The 22,553-nt window shown below is 59.8% G+C and carries 19 protein-coding genes and 2 riboswitches; of the genes, 17 read left to right on the top strand and 2 right to left on the bottom strand.

All coding sequences use genetic code 11. The annotated features are described in order from the left end of the window. The first annotated feature begins 206 nt into the window (after window positions 1–206). The 17 genes from JQN68_RS00475 (at window position 207) to JQN68_RS14670 (ending at window position 21,304) form a co-directional block, all read left to right on the top strand. A complete protein-coding gene (locus tag JQN68_RS00475; protein WP_225071180.1) occupies window positions 207–953 on the top strand; it encodes a TorF family putative porin in 747 nt (248 codons plus the stop codon). A gap of 210 nt (window positions 954–1,163) precedes the next feature. Next, the gene (locus JQN68_RS00470; protein WP_225071179.1) at window positions 1,164–2,291 is read left to right on the top strand and encodes an ABC transporter substrate-binding protein; all 1,128 of its coding nucleotides are present in this window, start codon (window positions 1,164–1,166) and stop codon (window positions 2,289–2,291) included. A 143-nt stretch (window positions 2,292–2,434) separates the two neighbouring features. After that, window positions 2,435–4,702: an ethanolamine ammonia-lyase subunit EutB gene (gene eutB, locus JQN68_RS00465; protein WP_225071178.1), complete on the top strand. Its 2,268-nt coding sequence runs from the start codon at window positions 2,435–2,437 to the stop codon at window positions 4,700–4,702. Window positions 4,703–4,792: 90 nt separating this feature from the next. Then, window positions 4,793–5,614, top strand: coding sequence for a hypothetical protein (locus JQN68_RS00460; protein WP_225071177.1), 822 nt, complete (start codon window positions 4,793–4,795; stop codon window positions 5,612–5,614). 106 nt (window positions 5,615–5,720) lie between these two features. Further along, complete coding sequence (locus JQN68_RS00455; RefSeq protein ID WP_225071176.1) at window positions 5,721–6,497, top strand: ABC transporter ATP-binding protein; 777 nt, start codon at window positions 5,721–5,723, stop codon at window positions 6,495–6,497. Then, window positions 6,439–7,533, top strand: a complete 1,095-nt coding sequence (locus JQN68_RS00450; protein WP_225071175.1) for an ABC transporter substrate-binding protein — start codon at window positions 6,439–6,441, stop codon at window positions 7,531–7,533. Before JQN68_RS00455 ends, JQN68_RS00450 begins: the two co-directional genes overlap by 59 nt. Further along, on the top strand, window positions 7,523–8,578 hold the full coding sequence (locus tag JQN68_RS00445; RefSeq protein WP_225071174.1) for a FecCD family ABC transporter permease: 1,056 nt from the start codon (window positions 7,523–7,525) through the stop codon (window positions 8,576–8,578). Before JQN68_RS00450 ends, JQN68_RS00445 begins: the two co-directional genes overlap by 11 nt. A 78-nt stretch (window positions 8,579–8,656) precedes the next feature. Next, complete coding sequence (locus tag JQN68_RS00440) at window positions 8,657–9,685, top strand: AAA family ATPase (protein WP_225071173.1); 1,029 nt, start codon at window positions 8,657–8,659, stop codon at window positions 9,683–9,685. Next, window positions 9,666–10,562, top strand: a complete 897-nt coding sequence (locus JQN68_RS00435; protein ID WP_225071172.1) for a DUF58 domain-containing protein — start codon at window positions 9,666–9,668, stop codon at window positions 10,560–10,562. Before JQN68_RS00440 ends, JQN68_RS00435 begins: the two co-directional genes overlap by 20 nt. A 24-nt stretch (window positions 10,563–10,586) precedes the next feature. Further along, the gene (locus tag JQN68_RS00430) at window positions 10,587–12,452 is read left to right on the top strand and encodes a hypothetical protein (protein ID WP_225071171.1); all 1,866 of its coding nucleotides are present in this window, start codon (window positions 10,587–10,589) and stop codon (window positions 12,450–12,452) included. 87 nt (window positions 12,453–12,539) lie between these two features. Further along, a complete protein-coding gene (locus JQN68_RS00425) occupies window positions 12,540–13,652 on the top strand; it encodes a vWA domain-containing protein (RefSeq protein ID WP_225071170.1) in 1,113 nt (370 codons plus the stop codon). Between the two features lie 16 nt (window positions 13,653–13,668). After that, the gene (locus JQN68_RS00420) at window positions 13,669–14,484 is read left to right on the top strand and encodes a hypothetical protein (protein ID WP_225071169.1); all 816 of its coding nucleotides are present in this window, start codon (window positions 13,669–13,671) and stop codon (window positions 14,482–14,484) included. 13 nt (window positions 14,485–14,497) lie between these two features. Further along, window positions 14,498–15,517 (top strand): vWA domain-containing protein, encoded by a 1,020-nt coding sequence (locus JQN68_RS00415; protein WP_225071168.1) that lies wholly within the window; start codon window positions 14,498–14,500, stop codon window positions 15,515–15,517. Between the two features lie 264 nt (window positions 15,518–15,781). Beyond that, a riboswitch (molybdenum cofactor riboswitch) is annotated at window positions 15,782–15,901 on the top strand. 33 nt (window positions 15,902–15,934) lie between these two features. Beyond that, on the top strand, window positions 15,935–17,665 hold the full coding sequence (locus tag JQN68_RS00410; protein WP_225071167.1) for an aldehyde ferredoxin oxidoreductase family protein: 1,731 nt from the start codon (window positions 15,935–15,937) through the stop codon (window positions 17,663–17,665). A gap of 125 nt (window positions 17,666–17,790) precedes the next feature. After that, window positions 17,791–18,015 carry a MoaD/ThiS family protein gene (locus tag JQN68_RS00405; protein ID WP_225071166.1) on the top strand — a complete coding sequence of 75 codons (225 nt, stop codon included), beginning with the start codon at window positions 17,791–17,793 and terminating at the stop codon, window positions 18,013–18,015. Between the two features lie 121 nt (window positions 18,016–18,136). Further along, window positions 18,137–18,316, top strand: a riboswitch (cobalamin riboswitch). Between the two features lie 139 nt (window positions 18,317–18,455). Beyond that, window positions 18,456–20,396, top strand: a complete 1,941-nt coding sequence (locus tag JQN68_RS00400; protein ID WP_225071165.1) for a TonB-dependent receptor plug domain-containing protein — start codon at window positions 18,456–18,458, stop codon at window positions 20,394–20,396. A 26-nt stretch (window positions 20,397–20,422) separates the two neighbouring features. Further along, the gene (locus tag JQN68_RS14670; protein WP_349632287.1) at window positions 20,423–21,304 is read left to right on the top strand and encodes an energy transducer TonB; all 882 of its coding nucleotides are present in this window, start codon (window positions 20,423–20,425) and stop codon (window positions 21,302–21,304) included. Between the two features lie 110 nt (window positions 21,305–21,414). On the opposite strand, the gene JQN68_RS00390 is transcribed toward JQN68_RS14670, so the two are convergent. Together JQN68_RS00390 and JQN68_RS00385 are read right to left on the bottom strand one after the other, a co-directional pair. Further along, window positions 21,415–21,909, bottom strand: coding sequence for a Crp/Fnr family transcriptional regulator (locus JQN68_RS00390; protein ID WP_225071326.1), 495 nt, complete (start codon window positions 21,907–21,909; stop codon window positions 21,415–21,417). Next, on the bottom strand, window positions 21,909–22,529 hold the full coding sequence (locus JQN68_RS00385) for an MlaC/ttg2D family ABC transporter substrate-binding protein (protein ID WP_225071163.1): 621 nt from the start codon (window positions 22,527–22,529) through the stop codon (window positions 21,909–21,911). The genes JQN68_RS00390 and JQN68_RS00385 overlap by 1 nt, the downstream gene beginning before the upstream one ends. Window positions 22,530–22,553 lie beyond the last annotated feature (24 nt).

Below are 22,553 nucleotides of genomic sequence, written 5' to 3'. Positions count from 1 at the left end.
CGGATTTGGGATACAGTCAAAGCAGTGCGGGCTGCCGCGCTCACTTCTCCTCTACTCCATGAGATAGCGGCAACTCCGCACCAGGTCCGGCATCGGCAACCGCTCCGGGTACGGTTTTCGTACGGCCGGATCACCCGCCAGCCGCCCATCCGGAAGATGCGCTTCCGGGAGGACCGGCTTTTAATCCTGCCTATGGAGGTGTAGCGATGAAAAAGTGGAGCGTTTTGTTGGCCGCTGTTCTGCTGTTGGCCGTCGGATTCGTCCCGACCGCCCAGGCTGCCATCGAGGTCGAAGGGGATGTCTATGTCGGTATCTGGGACAAGTATCTGTGGCGTGGTTTCAACCTGAGCGAAAGCCGTCCCACCATCCAGGGCGGCATCGACCTCACCGCCGGCGGCTGGACCCTCAGCACCTGGCACAACTGGCAGTTGAAGTCGGGTCCCACCTTGGATTCCGGCGAGATGAATGAAACGGATATCATTCTGAGCTATGCGATGAATCTTGGAGACATGGCCACACTCACTATCGGCAACATCTGGTATAGCCTTGACTTCACCCCCGGAGACAAAGATACCAACGAAGTTTTTGCTCATCTGACCCTCAATACCCTGCTCTCGCCGACCATCAAGGCCTGGTGGGATTGGGACGAGGCCGATGAGGACGGTCTGTTTTTCACTTTCGACATCAGTCACAGCTTCGATCTCAGTCGCTGGCTGGGCAATACCACCCTCAACCTGGGGGCGCTGGTCTCCTATAACATGCATTCCGACTACGCCGTCGGCGACTATGCCGGCTTCCACAACTATGAACTGAGCGCCAGCTTCGATTTCAAAATGACCGAGCAGTTGACCCTGAGCCCGATCTTCATCTTCTCCTCGGGCATCAGCAGTGCAGCCAAGGATGCCATCGACACGCAAACCGTGGGCGCCCTGAACCTGACCTTCAACTTCTAGCCTAAAGCCCGGCTGGTTCAGCCCGACGACGGTGCTGCCGGCCCGACAAACCTTCGCGGCGGGGGTATTCCGCCCCCGCCGCGAGGATTTTTGCCGCCGGCAGCCGCCGAACTGACCTTCCTCCGTCGGCAGCGGACCTCGGCCCGGGTTGCATGGACCACCCCATCAGCGCCGGGCCGGCTGCAGGGCCGAACCGGCAGGAGGCACATCATGAAGCGTTTCCTCAAGACCGCCGCCATATCCGCCGGGTTCGCCCTGACGGCTCTGGCCCTGCTTCTCACCCCGGCCTGCAAGAAGAAACAGGAAGAACCGGTGCTGGCCAAGGCCACCCTGCGCATCACCTGCTGGGAGGGTTATGCCGAACCCTATGTGGATGCCTTCAAGCAACTGGTCAAAGACAAGTACCAACTGGACCTGGATATCCAGATTCACAACCCCACCGATCAGGATGAATTTTTCGAAGCCGTCAAAAACAACACCGCCGACCTGATTTCACCGCCCATCGAACTGCCCCAGACCCCCCGTTTCTACAGCTTTACGGCCGGCAACGAGTTCGTGCAGGCGGTGGATGTTGCCAACATCCCCAACCTGCAGAAACTGCTGCCGGTATTCCGCGACGACCAGACTGCCTTCCATAACGGCAAACGTTACGGCGTGCCCTACAACTGCGGGCCCTACGGCCTGTCCTACAATACGGAAGTCGTCGCCGCGGCACCGGACAGTTGGAACATCCTCTGGGATCCCCAGTATGCCGGCAAATACACCATCAACAACAACTTCCCGAAGGTCAATGTCTGGATAACGGCCCTGGCCCTGGGATACCAATATGACGACATTTTCGACATCAAGCGCCTGGATCGGGCCAAAATCCAGGAGAAGCTCAATGTCCTGGCCCAAAACGCCAAAAGCCTCTGGGACGGATCGGCCAATCCCGACGAATTTCCGCAACTGGCCCTGGCCACGGATTGGGGCTTTGCCACCGCCCAGGCCAACGCCAAGGGCGGCAAATGGAAACTGGCCAGTCCCAAGGAGGGCGGCACGGCCTGGATCGACGCCTGGTATATCGGGGCCGGCGCCCAGGGCATGACCAAAATCCTGGCTGAAGAATGGATTAATTTCATGCTCTCCGAAGACCAGCAGGCGGACGTGGTCAAAGCCCAGGGCGTCACCCCGGCCATCGCCGATGTCGGCGACCGCCTCAGCGCCGAGCAAAAGGCCGCTTTCCACGTTGGCGACAACGATTACTTCAGCACCGTCGCCCTGTGGCGGGTCATGAGCGAAGAAACCGAAGAAGCCTTCAACAGCATGTGGGAAGAAGCCAAGCAGCACCGGCAGTAATGATGCCGGAAAAGATTACGGCCCTGAAAGATTCATAAACCAGAAGCAAAGCGTTGTAAACGTTGCGGCCAACCCGGTCGGCATCAGCATCTGTCGAGGTCGCGCAGGCTCCGAGCATTCCAACCCACCAACGGAGGTGCCACATGCGAAACAAGGGAAAATTGCTACTGGGCGTTGCCATCTGCCTGGCGATGACCTTCCTGTCCGGTCTGGCCGGGGCGGTCACCATCCGCGATGTCCGGCCCGGTGAGGACGTCTTCAAGTATGTCCAGCGTACCAAGGGCAAGTTTGACCAGACCCTGTACCGCCAGGTAGTGGGCGCTGCCGCCGTGTTCAAAGAGGGGGATCAGACCATCGGCGTGGCGGCGGCCAACGAGGCCAGCCGCGAGAATGCCCGACGGCTGCTGGCCAACACCCGCATCCGCGACCTGATCGACAAGCCGCTGTTCGTCGACAACCAGTTCAAGCTCATCACCAACACCACCGACAAGGCCCAGTACAACAAGATCCGCAATTGGACCCTGGGTGAACTGAAAACCTTCATCCTGACCAAGCCGGAGAAGGACATCAAGGCCATCATGCCGGGCCTGCACAGCGACGTCATCGCCAATGTCGTCAAGCTGATGAGCAACGCCGAACTGACCCGGGTCGGCCAGAAGATCTTCAATCCCCTCGGCGACTCCAAGATCGGTGCCAAGGGCTACCATAGCGCCCGCATCCAGCCCAACTCGCCCACGGACAACCCCGAGGACATCGTCTGGCAGGTCTTCAACGCCTACGCCTTCGGTGTTGGCGATCTGGTGGTCGGCACCAACCCGGTGGACAGCCAGACCCATATGGTCAAGGCCATCCAACTGGCTCTGAAGGACGTGATGCAGACCTTCGCCGTCGACAAATACAACCCCTGGTGCGTACTGGCACACATCGATGTCCAGGCCGAGGTCGAAAAGGAAACACCGGGCTCCACGGCCATCTGGTTCCAGAGTCTGGCCGGGGTGGATACGGCCAACCAGACTTTCGATATCAGCATCGACAAGATGATGAAGTACGCCCGCATGCGGACCGGCCCTTACGGTCTGTATTTTGAAACCGGCCAGGGCGCCGACTTCACCAACGGTCATGGCCACGGCTTCGACATGATGGTCCATGAGTCCCGCAAGTACGGTTTCGCCCGGGCCCTCAAGCAGGAAATCGCCAAGGTCAAGGGCATCCCGGTGGACAAGGTCTGGCTGCATCTCAACGATGTCGCCGGCTTCATCGGTCCGGAAGTGTTCAAGACCCGCGAGCAACTGGTGCGGGTCTGCCTGGAAGACATCGTCATGGGCAAACTGCACGGCCTGACCCTCGGTCTGGATATCTGCTCCACCCTGCACATGCCCGTCACCCTCGACGACCTGGAATGGTGCCAGGATCAGATCGCGCCGGCCATGCCGGCCTATCTCATGGCCCTGCCGACCCGCAACGACCCCATGCTCAGCTACCTGACCACCGGTTACCAGGACCATGTCCGCATCCGGGAAAAGTTCGGCATGAAGGTCAACGACGATATGTGGAACTTCTTCAAAAAAATCCAGGTCATCGATGCCAACGGCCGGCCCACCAAGCATTTCGGCGATCCCATCTGGGTCTACTACCAGTACCGCCTGGCCAAGGGTGACAAGCGACCCATGAAGGACATCTATGCCGAAGGGCAGAAAGCCGTTGGCCGGGTACGCGGCCGCGGCGTCGATCTGGCCATCGGCCACGGCAAGAACATCTGGGATCTGGAACCGGTCACCAACAAGCGTATCCATGACCTGTACAACGATGCCAAGGTCAGCCTCTATGCGGAACTGACCCCGCAGTTCATCGCCACCATCCCCAACGCGGTGGTGGTGCGCACCAAGGCCGGGGATCGGGAGGATTACATCGCCAATCCGGCTGCCGGCGAGGAATTCAGCGACGCGGCCGTGGCCTCTCTGGACAAGATGCGCGCGGCCTGGGGCGGCAAGGCGCCGGACGTGCAGATTCTCATCTCCGACGGCCTCAACGCCCGCGCCATCATGGACCCCGACCACCTCATGCCGTACATGAAGGAACTGCAGGCGGAACTCAAGAAGGCCGGCATGACCTCCGCCAGGGAAAACATCGTGGTCATCGGCGGCCGCGTACGGGCCGGCTACCGGGCCGGTGACATCCTGTTCAAGGATCCCGCCCAACGGCCCAAGGCCATCATCCACATCATCGGCGAACGGCCGGGCACCGAGCACCGGGCCTATTCGGTCTATATCACCAAGGTTGCCCCGGCAACCTGGGCCAAGGCCGGAACCGTCGATCATGACGTGACCAAGGTCATCTCCGGTATCGCCGACACCGGTGTCGACCCGGCCTTTGCGGCCCGGGAAACGGTTAAACTGCTGAAGAGCATGTAGCCTCTGTATTGCCGGGCCGGTTGTCGTCCCAACGTCGGGAGGACAACCGGCCCGGGTTGTCCGCTTCCCTTATCCGCAAAAGGATTGCCCATGCCCCACCAGCCCACGGACCCCCATGCCAGCGGCGGGGAACCAGCCGATTACCGCGCAGGGCTGCTGGTGGATGTCTGGCGGAAATCCCGCCTCTGGTTTCGCGCCCTGTCCATCTCCCCCTTCTACCGCTACGGCGAAATCGGTAACATCAGCTACACCACCGGTAAAAGCATCCTGGAAGGGGCCGTGCTGTACACCATGTTTTCCATGGCCCAGACCGAGTACCAGGTCGCTGCGGTACTCGGCGTTCTGACCCGCTATGTTTACCCCGGCATCACCTTCATCAGCAGCCTCAAGGTTTCGTCCTTCGTCGATTACCTGGAGAGCATCCCCGATACCTTCTTCCAGCTGCAAAAAATGATTCGCGCCCTGGTATTGATCGCCTCCGGCCAGGCCGTGGGGGCCGTGATGCTGGTGCTCTGCTATCCGCCCTTTTTCACGACCCTGTTCAACGGCTGGCCGCTAAGCAAATACCTGCTCATCGGTCTCTACCTGCTGCACCACATCTGCGACGGTTCCGCCCAGGTGGCCGAAGGACGAGTCTGGTTCAAGCTCATCGAAATCAAGCTGCGGCACGGGCGCCTGAGCGGCATCTCAGACAATTTCTGGGGCATCCATGCCATGAGTCAGAATATTCAGCTCCTCTTGGGGCTGACCCTGCTTTGGGGTACGACGGTGGTCACCTCGCTGTTCAGGGCACACCTCGATCATGGCGTCATGTGGGCCATCGTTCTTGCCGGCACCCTGCTGACCGCCGCCGCCAAGTTCAGCCTGCCCCTGGCCTGGCGCTGCCGCCTGGTCGACGACAACAACCGGTGAGCAGATAAACACCTCCGGTTTTTGGAATGGGCCTAGGCGGTTCCATGTGAATACGTTACACTGGCGACGAACCCAACCCGATTTTTCAAGGACGGAAAAAACTGTCATGTCGGCCGCGGCCATTCTGCAACTCGACCAACTGTTTTTCGGAATCGGCGGGCAGACCATTCTGCATTCCATCAGCTGTGCCTTCCCGCAGGGCGGCATTCATGGTCTGGTCGGCCCCAACGGTTCCGGAAAAAGCACCCTGCTGAAAAACGTCTGCCGCATCTGGCGGCCGCAACGGGGCCGGATTCTGATAGCGGGACAGGATGCCCGCACCCTGTCCCGCCAGCATCTGAGCCGGTTGGTGACCCTGGTTCCCCAGGATACGCGGGTGGAATTTTCCATCGGCGTCGCCGATTTCGTCGCCATGGGCCGACATCCCCACCTCAAGCGACTGCAGTGGCTGCGCCAGCGGGACTTCGACATCATCGATCAGGCCCTGGAGGTGACCGGTTGCCACGCCCTGCGGGAGCGCTTCATCAACGAACTGTCCGGCGGCGAAAGTCAACTCGTCAGCCTGGCCCGCGCCCTGGCTACGGAAGCTCCCCTCATCCTGCTGGATGAGCCGACCAGCGCCCTGGATATCCGCCACAAGCTGGACATCATGGCGTTGCTGGAAAACCTGGCAAAGCAAGGCAAAACCGTGCTGATGAGCATTCACGATCTGGATCTGGCCCGTCGCTACTGCGACACCGTAAGTCTGCTTTCATCCGGCCGTCTGGTCTTTCACGGCGCGCCGGAAGATGCTTTTGCCCAGCCGCGCATCAAGGAGGTATTCCATGTCGGCGTTGAAGAGATTCCCACGCAACATGGCGTTTCGCTGTTGTTTTACCGTTAACCCGTGTTACGGCCTGCTGCCGGCGATTCTGTGCCTGCTGCTATTCGGCAGCACCGGCCTGGCCGCGGAAGGGCAGCGCCGCATCCGGCAGTTTCCCCTGGAGATGGATGCCCTGATGGGCGCCCTCACGGATGCCCATCTACCGGACGCCTGCTGCCGGGAGGCCTATCCCAAGGTCGTCCGTTATCGCTACCAGTCCTTCGATTTCGCCACCGACCGCATCGGCGAGGAGACCCGGACGGTTCGCCTGGCCCGCCAACCCCGGCGCGTCATTCCCCAGGCCATCGGCATCACCGAAATCGTCTGGGCCATCATGCCGCGGGATCGCATCATCGCGGTGCACAAAAGCTGCAAGGATCCGCGCTTCTCCTTTATCGCCAAGAGCCTCCCGGCAAAGTTGCCGACCTACGGTACGGAAGACGCGGAAATCGTCATCGGCTTCAAGCCGGATCTGGTCCTGACCAGTTTCTATTCCAACGAAAACTTCCTGCGTCAATTGCAGGTCGCCCGGGTCCCCGCCGTGCGACTGGGCTTTTTCGGCGACCTGCAGGCCATCGAGGAACAGATCCTGCTCATCGGCCGCCTGGTCGGCGAAGAGCCCAGTGCCAAGCGCCTGGTCGACACCATGGAAGCCAAGCTGCGTCAAATCCAGGCGTTTGTGCGGACCCGGAAACCGGCCGACAGCCGCCCTTTGACGGTGCTCTTCTACGACAACATGGGCTATGTGGCCGGCAGCGGCACGACCTTCGATTCCATGTGCCGGCTGCTCGGCGTTACCAACCTGGCGGCGGAACGGGGCCTGAAGTATTTCAAGCAGATCGATTATGAAACCCTGTTGAAATGGAATCCGGATATCATCATCGTGCCCGAGGAGAGTACTTTCGATCAGCAATTGTACAACCAGCCGATTCTGGCCACGGCCAAGGCGGTACAGCAGCGCAACATTCGCAAGATGCCCAGCGTCTACCTGTTGAGCGCTTCCCAGTACCTGGTGGCCAGCGTGAACTATCTGGCAGGCTTGCTGTATGGCCAGTAAACGCGGGACGCGGCGCATAACCCCGCGGGCCGGTGTGTTTCTGCTGCTGACCCTGGGGGTACTGCTGTCCGGCATGTTCCTGTCCATCAGCTTCGGTCCCTGGCAGATCGGCCTGACGGATATCGGCCGCATCGTGGTCACCCGCATCTTCGGCCAACCCGGCGAAACGGATCCCGCCGCCCTGGCCATCATCTGGTATGGCCGCATTCCCCGCACCCTGACCGGCGCCCTGGTCGGCTTCGCCCTGGGCGTGGCCGGTACCGTCATGCAGGGCATCTTCAAGAACCCCATGGCCGAACCCGGCATCATCGGCACCAGCGCCGGCGCCGCCCTCGGCGCCGTGACCGCCATCTACCTGGGGTTCGCCGCCGGCAGCGTCCACGCCGTGCCGCTGTTCGCCATCCTGTTCGCCTTTCTGTCCATGCTCATCGTACTGGGCATCGCCACCAGCGGCGGCCTGACTTCGCGCTATACTTTGTTACTGGGCGGCATCGCTCTCAACGCCATATTCAACGCCCTGACCGCAGTGGTCATCGTGCTGTCCACGGATCAGTTCGAAATGGCGCGGCAGATTATCGGTTGGCTGATGGGCGATCTGACCAATCGCTCCTGGGACCATGTGCAGATCATCCTGGCCATCGCCCTGTTCGGCACTTTGGCCTCCATGTTGTATGCCCGGGATCTGAATATCATCATGCTTAACGAGGAGGTCGCCGCCAATCTCGGCGTCAATGTCGCCCGCTCGCGCAACATGCTGCTCTTTTTCGCTTCCATGCTGACCGGCGGGGCCATTGCGGTGGCCGGCGCCATCGGTTTTGTGGGCCTCATCGCCCCCCATGTGATGCGCAGCTTTGTCGGGCCGGACAACCGGCTCCTGATCCCGGCGGCCGGCCTGCTGGGCGGCGCCCTGGTGGTCTACTCCGACTGCGCGGTCAGGCTCTGGAGCGAAGGCGGATTGCGAATCGGTGTCCTGACGGCCCTGTTGGGCGGGCCCTTTTTCCTGTACCTGATCATTCGCGATCGTCGCAAATTCGTTTTTTTCTGACCGGATACCCCAGGCAAACGCCGGTCAGGAGCATGACCGAGCTTTCTCAACAACCTGCTTTGACCAGGAGGCGGGAGCATGCCGCAGGCGGAAATCACGGGAACCTCCCTAAATTCGGAAAACGGCGCCGACTATCGCCGATTATTGGAACGCGTCGGCCGGGAAATGGCCAAGGTCATCATCGGCCAGGACCGGCTCATCGAAGCCATACTCTGCACCCTCCTGGCACGGGGGCATATCCTGCTCGAGGGGGTTCCGGGGCTGGCCAAAAGCCTGACCGTGGCAACCTTTGCCCGCACCATCGGCGGCGATTTCAAGCGTATCCAGTTCACTCCGGACAAATTGCCGAGCGACATCACGGGGACCACGGTCTACAATCAGGCCACGGGCAGTTTTTCATTCCAGCAGGGACCGGTGTTCTGCAACATCCTGCTGGCCGATGAAATCAACCGGGCGGCCCCCAAGGTCCAGTCCGCCCTGTTGGAAGCCATGCAGGAAAAGGTCGTCAGCATCGATCGCGACCAGTACCGGCTGCCGGACCTGTTCATGGTTCTGGCCACCATGAATCCCGTCGAACAACTGGGTACCTACCCCCTTTCGGAAGCCCAACTGGACCGCTTTATCGCCAAGTTGGCCATCGGCTATCCGCCTCGTCACAAGGAATCGGAACTGCTGCAGAAAAAGAGTGAGGATTTCGCCCTGATCCAGCAGTCGGTTCCCCGCCTGCTGGCACCCGACCAAGCGGTGGCCATGCAGGACCATGTAGCCCGCCGGATTCGTGTGGCGCCGGCGGTCATTGCCTATATTCTGGAGATCTGTCTGCGGACCCGGCCCTCCCGGCCGGATGCCCTGCCGGCGGTCCGGCAATTCATCACCGTCGGCGCCTCGCCCCGCGGCGGAGAACATCTCATCGCTTTTTGCAAGGGATTGGCGTTTCTGCGCGGCCGCGATTACGTGACTTTCGACGATGTGGATGACAGCGCCGCCACCGTGCTGGGACACCGCTTGATCCTGAGCGACGCGGCCATTCTGGAAGGCATCGACAGTGCCGAACTGCTGGGGGATATCCTGCGCGGCATCTCTCCCTATGCGCCTGCGGGCCGATGAGGTCAAGGCCATGCCGCCGAGGTTCCGTTTTCAGATTCAGCCCAAGCACCCCCCCCACCATGCCATGGCCGGCGACTGGGCGGGTCTGGACAAAGGTACCGGCTATGAATTCTGGGGGTTGCGCAAGTACCTGGCGGGAGACAGTTTCCGGCACATCGACTGGAAGGCACGAGCCCGCAGCGGCGAACTCTATGTCCGCGAATTTCTCAAGGACAGCGCCTACAACCTGGTGCTGATTTGCGACCTGAGTCCGTCCATGACCTGCGGCGGCAAATTGGCGCTGGTCAGGGATCTGGTCGAAAGTCTTGCCTGGACGGCGCTGCATGCCAACAACCCTTGTGGTCTGCTGCTGTTTGCCGACCGGGTGCTGGACTACCTTCCGCCCAGCGCCGCACCGCAGCAACTGCAGCGCCTGCTGACGGCACTGGATCGGGCCGGTGTGGCGGATTGCCGCCAAACCCGTCTGCAGCCGGCCCTGGCCTATCTCTTCAAACGCCTGCCGGCCTGCCTGGGAGTGATCCTGTCCGATTTCAATGCCGAAATCGGCGACCTGCGCGGCCAACTCGAAGCGGCCGCCGGCGGCCGCTATCCGGCCCATGAACTGGTGGCCCTGCACATCCTGGCAGAGGTGGAATTCCGGTTGCCGGAGATGCAGGACGTGCAGGTCCACATCCGGGATGTCGAAACCGGTGTCACCCAGGCCCTCGACCTGACGCGCCGGCAGCAATACAACGCCCTGGTGGGCCGCTGGCGGAAACACCTGGTGCGCCAATTGGCGCGGGCCGACATCGATTCCGCCCTATTGACGGTTACCGACCCCGCGATCCAGGAAAAGGTCAACACCTTTTTTGCCCGGCGTCTGGCGGCCCGGGTTTGACCCGCATCCGAAATGGAACCGACCATGAAATTCCTCTTCACAATAGAGCACCTTCGACCCTGGCGTCAGGCGCTGCCGGCGGCCCTGCTGGTCCTGTCCATCCTGCAACCCGCGGCGCACAGCCAACAACCTTCCGCCCTTGCCGACCGGACCGAAGCCAGGACGACCGACAGCCAGGACCTTTCCCTGCCGCCCGCGGCCGTCAGCTGTTTCGAGCAGGTCTGGCAACAGGCCGAGGCTCACCCCTGGTACCTGGATAGCAAGGGGCAGCGGGTGATCCCGACCCCCGAACGAACCTGGCTGGTGGTCTTTTTCCAGCCGCGGCCCACGGCATCTCAGGCCCTGGAACCAAGCGGCTTCCTTGGCGAACCGGCGCAGGACAGCAGCGATTTCCAAGCTGCGATACCGGAGGAGTTGGATGCACCAACGCCGGCGGGGGACCCATTACCCGCCGATGCAGCCACCCTCGAGGCTCCCGGCGAAGACCCGACATCAGAATGGGCTACCGTCGACCCCTCTGCCCAAACCGCCGCAGAGCTTATGAATGACTTCCATTTCCGGTTCAGGGATGTGTTCGATTATTATCTGCTGGATCCCGACGGGCGCCAGCGCCTGGCCGCCTACCGCCTGCGGGCCGGAGCCGCCTCCGCCGATCTGACGACTTTGCTGGAGAGACTGGCCCGCGATCCTGCCGTGCTCTGGGTGCAACCGGCCTGGAAAATCGGCCGGCAGCGCTTTGCGCCACTGGATCGCATCGATATTACCTGGAAAACCACGGCCGACGCCCAAGTCCGTCAGCGACTGCTGGACCAAATCGGCGCAGTGGATTTTGCCCCCGGGCCGGTCCCAACCCGGGAAACAGTGCATATCGATCCCTGCCGGATGGCCATCTGGCAAGCAGCTGTGTTGCTGGCCGAGGATGTGCATGTGTTGCAGGCCGTGCCGCAACTTTTGCCCCTGTTGCCGCCGCTGTCGGCACTTTTCACCCTGGACCTCGGCGGCGCGACCCTCGGTACGCCACTCCCTTTCCGTATCGAAATCCGTTTTCTGGAAGGTATTCGCATCGAATCCTCCACCATCGCCAACCTGAACCTGCGACCGCCCGGCATCTTCCAGTCCCTGTTGGAACTCAGCTACGATCATCCCCTGAGCGCCGTCGACCTGACCCACAGCCCCGTCGTGCTCACGGGTAAAATTACCCTGTACGCTCCAGGGGAGTTCCGCCTGCCGGACGTTCCCATCTATTACACGGACACCCGCAACGGTGGACAAGCACTGCACAGCCACACCCTGGCCGGCCCCGCCGTGCGCATTGCCGCCCTGCTGCCCGAAGCTCCCGATGCCTTGGGGCTGAAGGTGGTCACCCCCGGGGTGCCACCGCCCTTCAAGGATCGCGCTGCCCGGCGTCGCCTGCTGCGCGGCGCGGCTCTGGCCATCATCGGGATGACGCTCATGGGTTTGGCCGCCTGGGGCCGGCGCCAAAAACCGGTCAACGGCCCGGCACCTGCACCGGACAGCCGCGCCGCCAACCACCGCTTGCAAACGCTGCAAACCTGGCTACAGACTGAGACACTAGCGCTGGGGATGGACGACTTGGCCGCCATGGGCACCGCCTGCCGGGAACTGCTGGCGACAATGGCGAACCTGCCGGCAACCCGGCGCGGCGGCGGCGCGAGTGTCTTCATGCAGGCCGTCGGCCAAGCGTTGCCCGCCGACTGCCGCGGCGACGCGGAGGCGGTTCTGCAGAGTATCGAAAAGTTGCTGGCTGCCGGCGCCGTGACACCCGAGGCCATAAGCCGCCTCCAGGATCGTTTGCGTCAACTGCTTGAGGGGCTGCGGCCGTCCCTGGAAAAGCAGGCTGAAGGTGGAAACTCGGCGACAGAAAACTGATCACCTGCAAGCAACCTCCCGTCGGGACCGCGGTTCCGAAGCATCCCGGGCGCCGCGGAACCGGGTCCCGGAAAGAGCGGCTGGACGATGGCGACATTCGAACTGCAATATCCCGCAGCCTTGCTGCTGCCGTTACTGCTCCCGATACTGCTCCGGGTGCGCCGGCAACGTCGGGAGAAAATCCCCTTCCCGGCGGTGGGACCCCACTTGGCCGGGCTCCGGCCCGGCTTCTGGCGCGCCAACTATGAAGCCATCCTTTTCAGCATGGCCTTTGTCAGTCTCTGCCTGGCTCTGGCCAATCCGGGCTACTCCCGCCGCACGGTGGAGGAATTCATCGAATCCAAGTGGATCTTCCTGGCCCTGGATCTGTCCGGCTCCATGAAGCGGCTGGTTTCGCCGGAAAGTCCGGAAACCCTTGGCGATCTGGCCTTGGATGGTCTTGAATCCTTTATCGACCTGCGTCGGGCGGACGATTACATCGGCCTGGTCGCCTTTTCCAGCTATGCCAGGCTGCTGTCGCCCCTGACCTTCGACAAGCAACTGCTGAAGAACAAACTGGAACTGGTCCGCAGTCGAAACCAGTCCCGCATCTATCGGGAGTTGGGGGCCGGAGGCGGCACCAACGCCTCGGAGGCAGTCTGGCTGGCCCTTTCAGCCTTTTTTTCCATGCTGCCCGAGGATAGCCGGCTGACCGTGGAGCAGATCGCCGGACTGCGGCAGTTTCTGCTCAGCGAACCCGGCACCCTGCTGGACATCCCGCGCCGACTGCACCAGGCCGGACTGGGACGCGGCATGGCAGTCATCCTGTTTACCGACGGACGCATCGAACCGACCCTGCGTACCCATATTCGTAGCGGCCGGATGCCCAACCTGGTGAATCTCATCACACTCATGAAAGCCATCGGTGTTCATTTTTATATCATTGCCGTTGGCGGAGAGATTGACGATGCCGTGGAGCAGGCCATGACCCCGGCCTACGGGGAGAAACCCATCGGGCGGATCTTCGTCACCTCGCGCAGCCTGGATCGGGATCAAATCGAAGCCGTCTACCAGGAAATCGATGTTCTTGAAGCCAACCGCAACTTGAGCCGGGTGACGTTCCAGCCACGTTGGACGCGACCCTGGTTCTCCCTTTTGGGCCTGGTGCTGCTGGTGGCACATCTGACCATGCGCTGCCTGCCTGCCTATCGCCGCCTGTAACCTTTTGGGGGTACCCATGACAGAGATAAAAAAACCGATGCATCGATGGCAGGACTTTCTGGCTGCCCCACGGATACGGTCGAAACTGCTGCTGACCTTGGCCGCGGCAGGCTTGACGCTGTTCGTCTGGGGAATGATCGCGGGGGCCTCCGCCGTCCTCCAGCAGAGAACCTGGCGGCAGATGAATCTATACCTTGGCAAGGTGACTTCGCAGATTGAAACACCGGATCCCGAACAACTTCGGCAACTGGCAGTCCAGACGCGAGCCACCGCACCCTTTCGACCGGATATCGTTTATCTTTATCTTTACGGCCGCTGGCGGCAGGCCCTGCAGGATTTCGACCAGGTCGCCGCCGCCCAGGACAATCCCTATCTGGCCGAACACAGCCAGGACCTGCTGCAACGCTTTCACGAAGGTCTGCTGGCCCTGCGAGAGGACACCGAGGAAGTCCTTCAACAGCATCCCAACCTTGCCCCCGCCGCAGCCTGGCCCATCTTGAACTTGAAAGCCGGGGTTTCGGTGTTGCTCGCCTACAGCGTGCTGAGTTATGAACAGGACGGCCGCAAAGCGGCCAAGTTCCTGAACGACGCCCTCACGGATTTCAAGGCGGCCATCAAACAGGTGGATCGGGCCGGCGGCAGTTCTTTGCAACGGACCATTCCGCGCTGGAATCTGGAACTTATCGTCGGCGTTGGCGAATACCAGCGCATCGGATTGGCGGAAATTCGGCAGGAAAACCTGGAAACCGTGCGCGAACAACTGGAAGCCTACATCCCTGATGTAGCCGGATTCACCCCCGGAATTCCTCTGGAAGTGCGGGTCGAAAAGTAAGAAGGACGAATTTATGCGACTTTCCCACCCCTGGGTCCTGATCCTGCTGGCTATCCTGCTGCCGAGCCTGCTCTGGAGTCTGTGGACCGAATTCCGACTGCTGGATATTCGGCGCACTCTGGTCGGGCGGGTAACCCGGCGCGACTTGTGGCGGGGGCTGGGACGCTGCAATGTCGCATTGTTGACCGGCGGCGCTCTGATATTGTCCCTGGCAGGTTGGCATATTCAGGTCTGGCAGCGAGGCGATGCCCGTCACAATGCGATTTTGGCGGTCGGCTTGGATGTCAGCAAGTCCATGCTGGCCGAGGATGTCGGCCGCCTGCCGTCGTCTCAAAACGGCTCCGAAATCGCCAACCGGCTCAATCTGGGCCGGCAAGTCGCGACGGAATTGTTTCAGAACCTGGCAGGAGAAAAGGCCGGTCTGTTCTTTTTTGCCCGTAACGGCATCGAGGTGGTGCCGCCGACCCGGGACCAAGGTTTCCTCCGTTACATGATCCAACAAACCGAACTCGCCAACCTGACGGAATCAGGCAGCGATCTGGCCGCGGCCATGGACATCGGCGAGGACATGGCCGCAGCCCTCGGAGGGGATGCCGCCGGGATTGTGATTCTCATATCCGATGGCGAAGACACGGAAAATGAGCCTTCCGCCCTGCTGGCCCGGGCCGAACTTTTGGCGCAAAAGACCATTCCCGTATTTACCGTCGGCACCGGCCGGGACACGGAGGTTTTCATCCCCATCCGACGGCCCGGCCAAACCGGCATTGATGGATTTTATGAGGACAATCGGGGCGACTACCTAAAAACCCGACGTGATCAGCGGATTTTGCGACAGATCGCCGACATCACGGGAGGTCAATACTTTGCTGCCGAAAATCATACTCCACAATTGTTGAGTCGTCTGATTCTGGAACAGGTCAATCAAAGAGTCGCTACAACCAGCATGCCCGACAAAGAACGAATACTTCTGGACCTGGCACCATGGTTGTTGTTGGTCAGTATGCTGGGCTATATGGTATATCTGTTGCTATAGTCCATCGTATACGCCATGACGTATACACAAAACCTCCCGCAAATTCCCACCCATTTCAGGTTTTTCCCGGCTTTTTAACAATATTTGATTGTGCATCAAGAAAGTTTAAGCTTATAAACATCTGATTTTACATGCGTATACATTGTGCGGAGAAATTAGGTGAGGGGACGATTTTTCCATATTGAACTTTTGTTTTATTTTTGCTATAAAGACAGCAGTCATACCACTAGAGCTGGCATCGCCCCTCGGCAAAGGGTCGATGGTTGTGAAAAAGATCTCCGAGCCTCGCCGCCTACGGGGAAGGTCCCCACGGCAGCAGGCCGACGGGTTCCGCTGGAAACAGTGGCGCCTCCCATTGTGGAAAGGAGATTCTACCCGGAACCGTTCCAAGGCACAAACACTGGGAGGAAGAAAAGAATGGGCAAGATCTTTCGCGTAAACATGACGAACCTGACCTGCAAGGTCGAAGATGTTCCCGCCGAACTGGCTAACCTGGGCGGTCGTGCCATGACCTCCAGCATCGTCGCCGCCGAAGTGCCGCCGACCTGCCATCCCCTCGGCCCCAACAACAAGCTGGTCTTCGCCCCCGGCATGCTGACCGGCACCCCGGCTGCCAACTCCGGCCGCATGTCCGCCGGCGCCAAGAGCCCCCTGACCGGCACCATCAAGGAATCCAGCGCCGGCGGCACCAGCGCCCAGCAGTTCGCCCGCATGGGCATCAAGGCCATGATCATCGAAGGCCAGCCCAAGGATGACAAATGGTACCGCCTGCATGTCACCAAGGACGGCGTGACCTTCGAAGACGCCTCCGACGTGAAGGGCAAGCAGAACTTCGCCGTCATCGATGCCATGAACGAAAAATTCGGCAAGAAGATCGGCGTTGTCACCATCGGCGTCCCCGGTGAAGAGCGTCTGGCCGCCGCCAACATCTCCGTCAAGGACCCGGACCAGAAGATTCGTTCCCACGGCCGTGGCGGCCTCGGCGCCGTTATGGGCTCCAAGAAAGTCAAGTGCATCACCATCGACGACACCGGCGCCGGCAAGGTTGAAATCGCCGACCCCGAGAAGTTCCGCGCCGCTGCCAAGATTTTCGCCAAAGGCATGCTGGATCACCCGGTTACCGGCGAAGCCCTGCCCGTGTACGGCACCAACGTTCTGATCAACATCCTGAACGAAGCCGGCGGTCTGCCGACCCAGAACTTCAAGTACGGCGCCTGCGAACACCATGACATGGTATCCGGCGAAACCATGCACGACACCATCGCCAAGCGCGGCGGCAAAACCAAGCACGGCTGCCATGCCGGCTGTATCATTCAGTGCTCCCAGGAGTATGTGGATGAGGCCGGTGTTTACATCACCTCCGGTTTCGAATACGAAACCGTCTGGGGCCTGGGCATCAACTGCATGATCAAGGAACTGGACGACTGCGCCCGCATCGACAACGCCATGGACGACATCGGCATCGACTCCATCGAAGGCGCCGTGCTCATCGCCGTGGCCATGGAAGCCGGCGTGATTCCCTGGGGTGACGGCAAGGAAACCCTGCGCGTCATGAACGAAGAAATCGGCAAGTGCACTCCGATTGGCCGTATCCTCGGCAACGGCACCGCTTCCGTCGGCCAGGCTTTCGGCCTGACCCGCGTCCCGGTGGTCAAAAACCAGGGCATCCCGGCTTACGACCCCCGCTCGGTCAAGGGTATCGGCATCACCTATGCCACTTCGACCATGGGTGCCGACCACACCGCCGGCTACACCATCGCCACCAACATCCTCAAGGTCGGCGGCTATGTCGATCCTCTGAGCAAAGAAGGCCAGGTTGAGCTGTCCCGCAACCTGCAGATCGGCACCACCGCTTTCGACAGCACCGGCATGTGCATCTTCATCGCCTTCCCGGCGCTGGACATCCCGGAAGTGTTGCCCGCTCTGGTCGACATGATCGCCGCCACCCAGGGCACCAGCCTGACCGTGGACGAATTCATGGGCATGGGCGCCAGCATCCTGAAGAAGGAAAAAGCCTTCAACACGGCTGCCGGCTTCACCAACGAAGACGACCGTCTGCCCGAGTTCTTCGAGTACGAGCCGGTCGCCCCCCACAACGCTCTGTGGGACTTCACCGGCGCTGAAATCGACGAAGTCTGGAATTTCTAAGACCGTCTTACAGCACTGAAAACCGAGTGGGCACTCTTATCGGGTGCCCACTCTTCTTTCTACCCTTCCCGTTTTGTCAAAGTAGAAATACGGCGACGACGGGCCGCTCACTGGGCAGGAGCCACATGAAGATCACCCTCAAGCTTTTTGCTACGTTCCGTGACAATCGGTTCAAGGTCGCGGAACGTGAATATGCCGACAACGCCACCATCGGCACCATCCTGGAAGAGCTGGGCATCTCCGAACCCGAGCTTGGCGTTGCTCTCATCAACGGACGCCATGTGGTACCGACGGACGCCTTGGTGGATGGCGCCACCGTATCCCTGTTCCCCAAAGTCGGCGGGGGCTGAGTACGCCAGCAAGGATCTGCCCGGGAAATCCTGCCACCATCTCCAACAGGAGGACATTCCAGGCAGTTCCATTACAATCCTGCAGCCTCTTTACAAGCCCCCAACATGGGGCTAGTATTTTACTGTCGATTTGTCCACCGGTGCCGCAAGGCTGAAAAGGGAAGAGGGGTGCAACTCCCCCGCGGACCCGCCACTGTAAGCGAGGACGATGGGCCAGCAAGCCACTGATCGGGAAAGATCGGGAAGGCGGCCCGGAGAATGATTCGCGAGCCAGAAGACCTGCCGGACGGACGTCCCACAACATCTTCCCCGGGCTTATGGGAAGGTGGGCTGAGGCGAACGTTCTTCCCGACCCGGGCGTGCACACGGCATTTCCGGTCGGGTTTTCGCGCTCCTCTTGGTGCTCACCTCTGCCTGGGCACAAAGAGGAGTTTTCTTTTATGCTTCTGAAGAAAGTTCTGCCTTTGGCCCTGGCCGGCGTGCTGTTGCATGCCGGTCAGCCATTCGCGGCCGAAACCACCACTCTTGATCCCGTCGTCGTCACGGCAACCCGTCTCGAAACTCCTTTGAGCCAGGTAGCAAGTTCCGTCACCGTCATAAGCCGCCAGGACATTGAGAACCAACAACCGAGCCACGTCATTGATGTGCTGCGTAGCGTACCTGGCCTGGATGTGGTCCGCCAAGGCGGGAGCGGGCAGCAGACCTCGATTTTCCTGCGAGGAGCCAACTCGACCCACACATTGGTTCTGGTCGACGGCGTTGAAGTCAACGATCCGTCCAACCCAGGAAGGTCCTTCGATTTTGCCAATCTGGCCGTCGACAATATCGAGCGCATTGAAATTGTGCGCGGACCAGGCAGCACCCTCTATGGTTCAGATGCTCTCGGCGGCGTGATCAACATCATTACCAGAAAGGGCAGCGGTAAACCCAAAGTCGCCATCAGCGCCGAGGGAGGCAGTTTCGACACGCATCAGGAACGCCTCTCTCTCTCCGGGGGCAACGATCTGATTAATTACTCTTTGACAGCTTCCTATTTCGACACCAAAGGCATTTCGGCGGCGGCAAAAAAATACGGCAATACGGAGCGTGACGGTTTCGACCGAACCACTGTATCAACCCGATTTGGCCTGACACCATTGGGCAACGTCGATGTGGATTTTTTCCTGCGTTACATCAAATCCAATACGGATCTTGACACCTTTGCCGGCCCCGGTGGAGACGACCCCAACAATACTTTTCACTCTGAATCCATCTACGCCCGAATCCAGGGCAGATTGATGCTGCTGAATGACCTCTGGGAGCAGAGACTTGGTCTTTCGCTGACCGATTACGCTCGCAAAAATATCGATCGGACCGACCCGGACCACCCTTTCGACAGCAGCCGGACAACCTACGACAGCCGTCTCTACAAGATGGACTGGCAGCACAATCTCTATTTCACCAGCGCGAACGTCTTCACTCTTGGCGGCGAATATAAAAAGGAAGAAGCCAAGGGCAAATCCCAATTTTTTTACGAAGACCCTCTTTGGAATACGGACGATTCATTCTCCAAAAAGAGCGTAGAAACATTCAGCGCCTTCCTTCAGGATCAGGTTATACTCTGGGATGATTTCATTACGACTTTCGGCCTGCGTGTCGATGATCACCAGACCTTTGGTGCGCGCTTGACTTACAGAATTACCAGCAGCTATTTGTTCCGCCCGACCGGAACCCGGATCAAGGGAACATTTGGTACCGCCTTCAAAGCACCAACCTTGGCGCAACTTTTCGAAAATTCGACCTGGGTGCTGGGTAATCCTAACCTTGCTCCAGAAAAGAGTCGGGGTTGGGATATCGGGCTTGAACAGAAATTCTGGGACGACCGCATCAGCCTTTCTGCAACCTATTTTGAAAATAGATTTGAAGACCTTATCAACACATTTTTCAGTTTTAGCAGCTTCAAATATGAGTACGAGAACATCGATAAGGCCGAGTCAAAAGGTGTCGAGCTGACCGCATCGGTCCGACCGATGGACAATTTAACCCTTTCGGCAAGTTATACTTATACGGATACGGAAAATCGGGCAACGGGCAATCAACTGTTGCGAAGACCGCGTCACAAGTATAACCTTAACGCCGACTACCGTTTTCTGGATCGCGGCAATGTCAATCTGGATATTTTTTATGTCGGCAAACGAGATGACATTGATCTCCTCATCTGGGATCAAACCAAAACCCTTGGCGCCTATACGGTGGTCAACCTGGCCATTGCCTATGACCTCGCCAAACATTTGCGCATCCATGGTCGAGTCGAGAATCTTTTTGATGAAGATTACGAAGAAGTCAATGGCTTCGGCACTCCAGGTATCGCCGGGTATGTCGGAGCAACGCTGTCATTCTGAAATGGTTCCGAAAGAACGAGCATGACATGCTGCCCTTCCGGCGAATTGGCCGCCGGGAGGGCATTTCAGGCGCTGGATTACCGGATGAAGGCACAACCCGAGACATGCCAACCCCTCATATAGCTTTCAGCTTGTGGATGTTCCTTTCGGTATGCATCCACGTAGCCATGTTGACCTTCTGGCCCTTGCCTGCTCCCTGGGAGTTAGGCAAGCCTACCATTTTAATGGTAGAGCTATATCCTCCGGGCGAAAGCGCTGGAATCCAGCCCGAGGCGCGAGAGGGTTCGCCAGCCGACACCCCGACCCCGTCAACTCGCCCACTCCCCGAAAAGAATCATTCCCAGCCACCAGTGCCCCGCAAGAGAACAACCGAAGCCGTCTCGAACCGAAAAGACATATTGCCAAGGGGAAAAACCGGACCTGCCGTCGACCAGAAAGCGCCCGACACCTTGTACAGGCCGGCCATGGATGGCTCCGGCGAAGTATCTGGCGGGACCGCACCTGCAAGTGAGTCGGCAAACGCCCCCTTGTCGTCACTTGGGGATGGCCCGGGCACCAGCAGCATTTCCGGCAATGGCCAACCCGGCACTGAAACCGGGCATGGTGAAAACGGCCGTGGCTCGTACCGTGCCAGCCCGTTAGGCTATGGTAGCGCTACACAGATTCCTTATCCGAAGACGGCGCGCCGCAGAGGCTGGCAAGGAGAAGTCCTGCTCAAAGTGGCGGTAACAGCCGATGGTACGGTAGCCACCATCCAGATTGAGAAGTCCTCAGGCTACGACATGCTGGACCAATCCGCTCGTGAGGCAGTGGCCCTTTGGATCTTCAGGCCGGCCCGCCGCAATGGCCAACCGATTGCCGATACCGTCCTGGTGCCGGTTCGGTTCGAGCTGCAGAACGGTCTATAAAGCTAAGGGGAACTTATACAAAACCGCCGGTTCCGGGCAAGCCCGAAACCGGCGGTTTCATTTTGTCAACATAGGCGATAAAAACGAAGTACCCTTGCCCTTTTAGCCCTCTAAAAAATCGCCGCCAAACGCTCGTAGGCTTGCTTGAGCCGGCTGGCCAGGGCCAGCAGTACTCCCCGACTCAACGCAGCAGCAACGTCGGGATGCTGCGCTTCCAAGGAAGAAAACCGCTCACGGCTGAGGGTGGCCAGTTCCGCCTGCTCAAGAGCGACCACGGTTACCGCGCGGGGAGCGCCGTCGAAAAAGGACAATTCCCCCACCACCGCTCCGGGACCATAGACGCCGACCACCACCTGCTTGCCGGGAAACTCCGTGTCCTTTTTGATCTCCAGGCGCCCGGCCAGCAACAGAGCCAGGTAGCGCGCCGGTTGTTTTTCCTCCCATAGAACTTCGCCTTCAGCCAAGCGGCGATAATCGAGGTAGGAGGCCAGGACCGCCCGCTCCTCTTCTCCCAGGAATCCCAACCCGCCCAGCTTCTCCAGCATTCCGGCCTTGGCGTCCCGGTGAGCAGGGTCGACTTGCCCGTTGTCGGAGGGGCCGATCATCACTGCGCCGATCCTTTCTTGTTGGCTGCCTGAAGTTCCCGGATTCTTTGTTCCATGCGCTTGAGCAAACCATCCATGCCTTCACGCCGAACAATTTCATTATAGGTGCTGCGGTAGTTGCTGATGAGGCTGACCTCTTCAACCACCACGTCATAAACCAGCCACTCCTGCCCTTTCAGCCGCACTCGGTAGGTCACCGGAATTTCATTGTTGGCTACTACGATGGTATGGACCTCGCCGCGAGTCCCTTCCACCTTTTCGCTGATGTATTTGACATATTCGTTCTGATAGGTGTAGGACCCGATGCGCTCCCGGTAGGTATCCTCCAGCAACTGGGAAAAAAGGGCCACAAAACGTTGCCGCTGTTCAGGCGTCGCCCGGTTCCAGTTGACGGCCAGGGTGCGCTGGGACATGGCCCAGAAATCGAATTTGCTGCGCACCAAGACGCTGACCCTGGAAAGCATTTCATCTCGAGGCAGGCTCCTGTCACGCAGGGTTTCAATGATTCTGTCGATGGTGCCGCGCAATTGTTCCGTGGGGCCGGGTAACGCCGCTCCAGCCATGCCCACACCACAGAAAATCGACACCAGCACCAGAATGAGGCATATTCTGCTTTTCATCGTTCAACTCCTGAAATTTTTCAA

It is taken from the genome of Desulfuromonas sp. CSMB_57 (genome assembly GCF_020194955.2).
GTDB lineage: Bacteria > Desulfobacterota > Desulfuromonadia > Desulfuromonadales > Syntrophotaleaceae > JAFCIY02.
The sequence above is the reverse complement of the archived record's forward strand: the minus strand, read 5'-3'. Positions and strand labels throughout refer to the sequence as shown.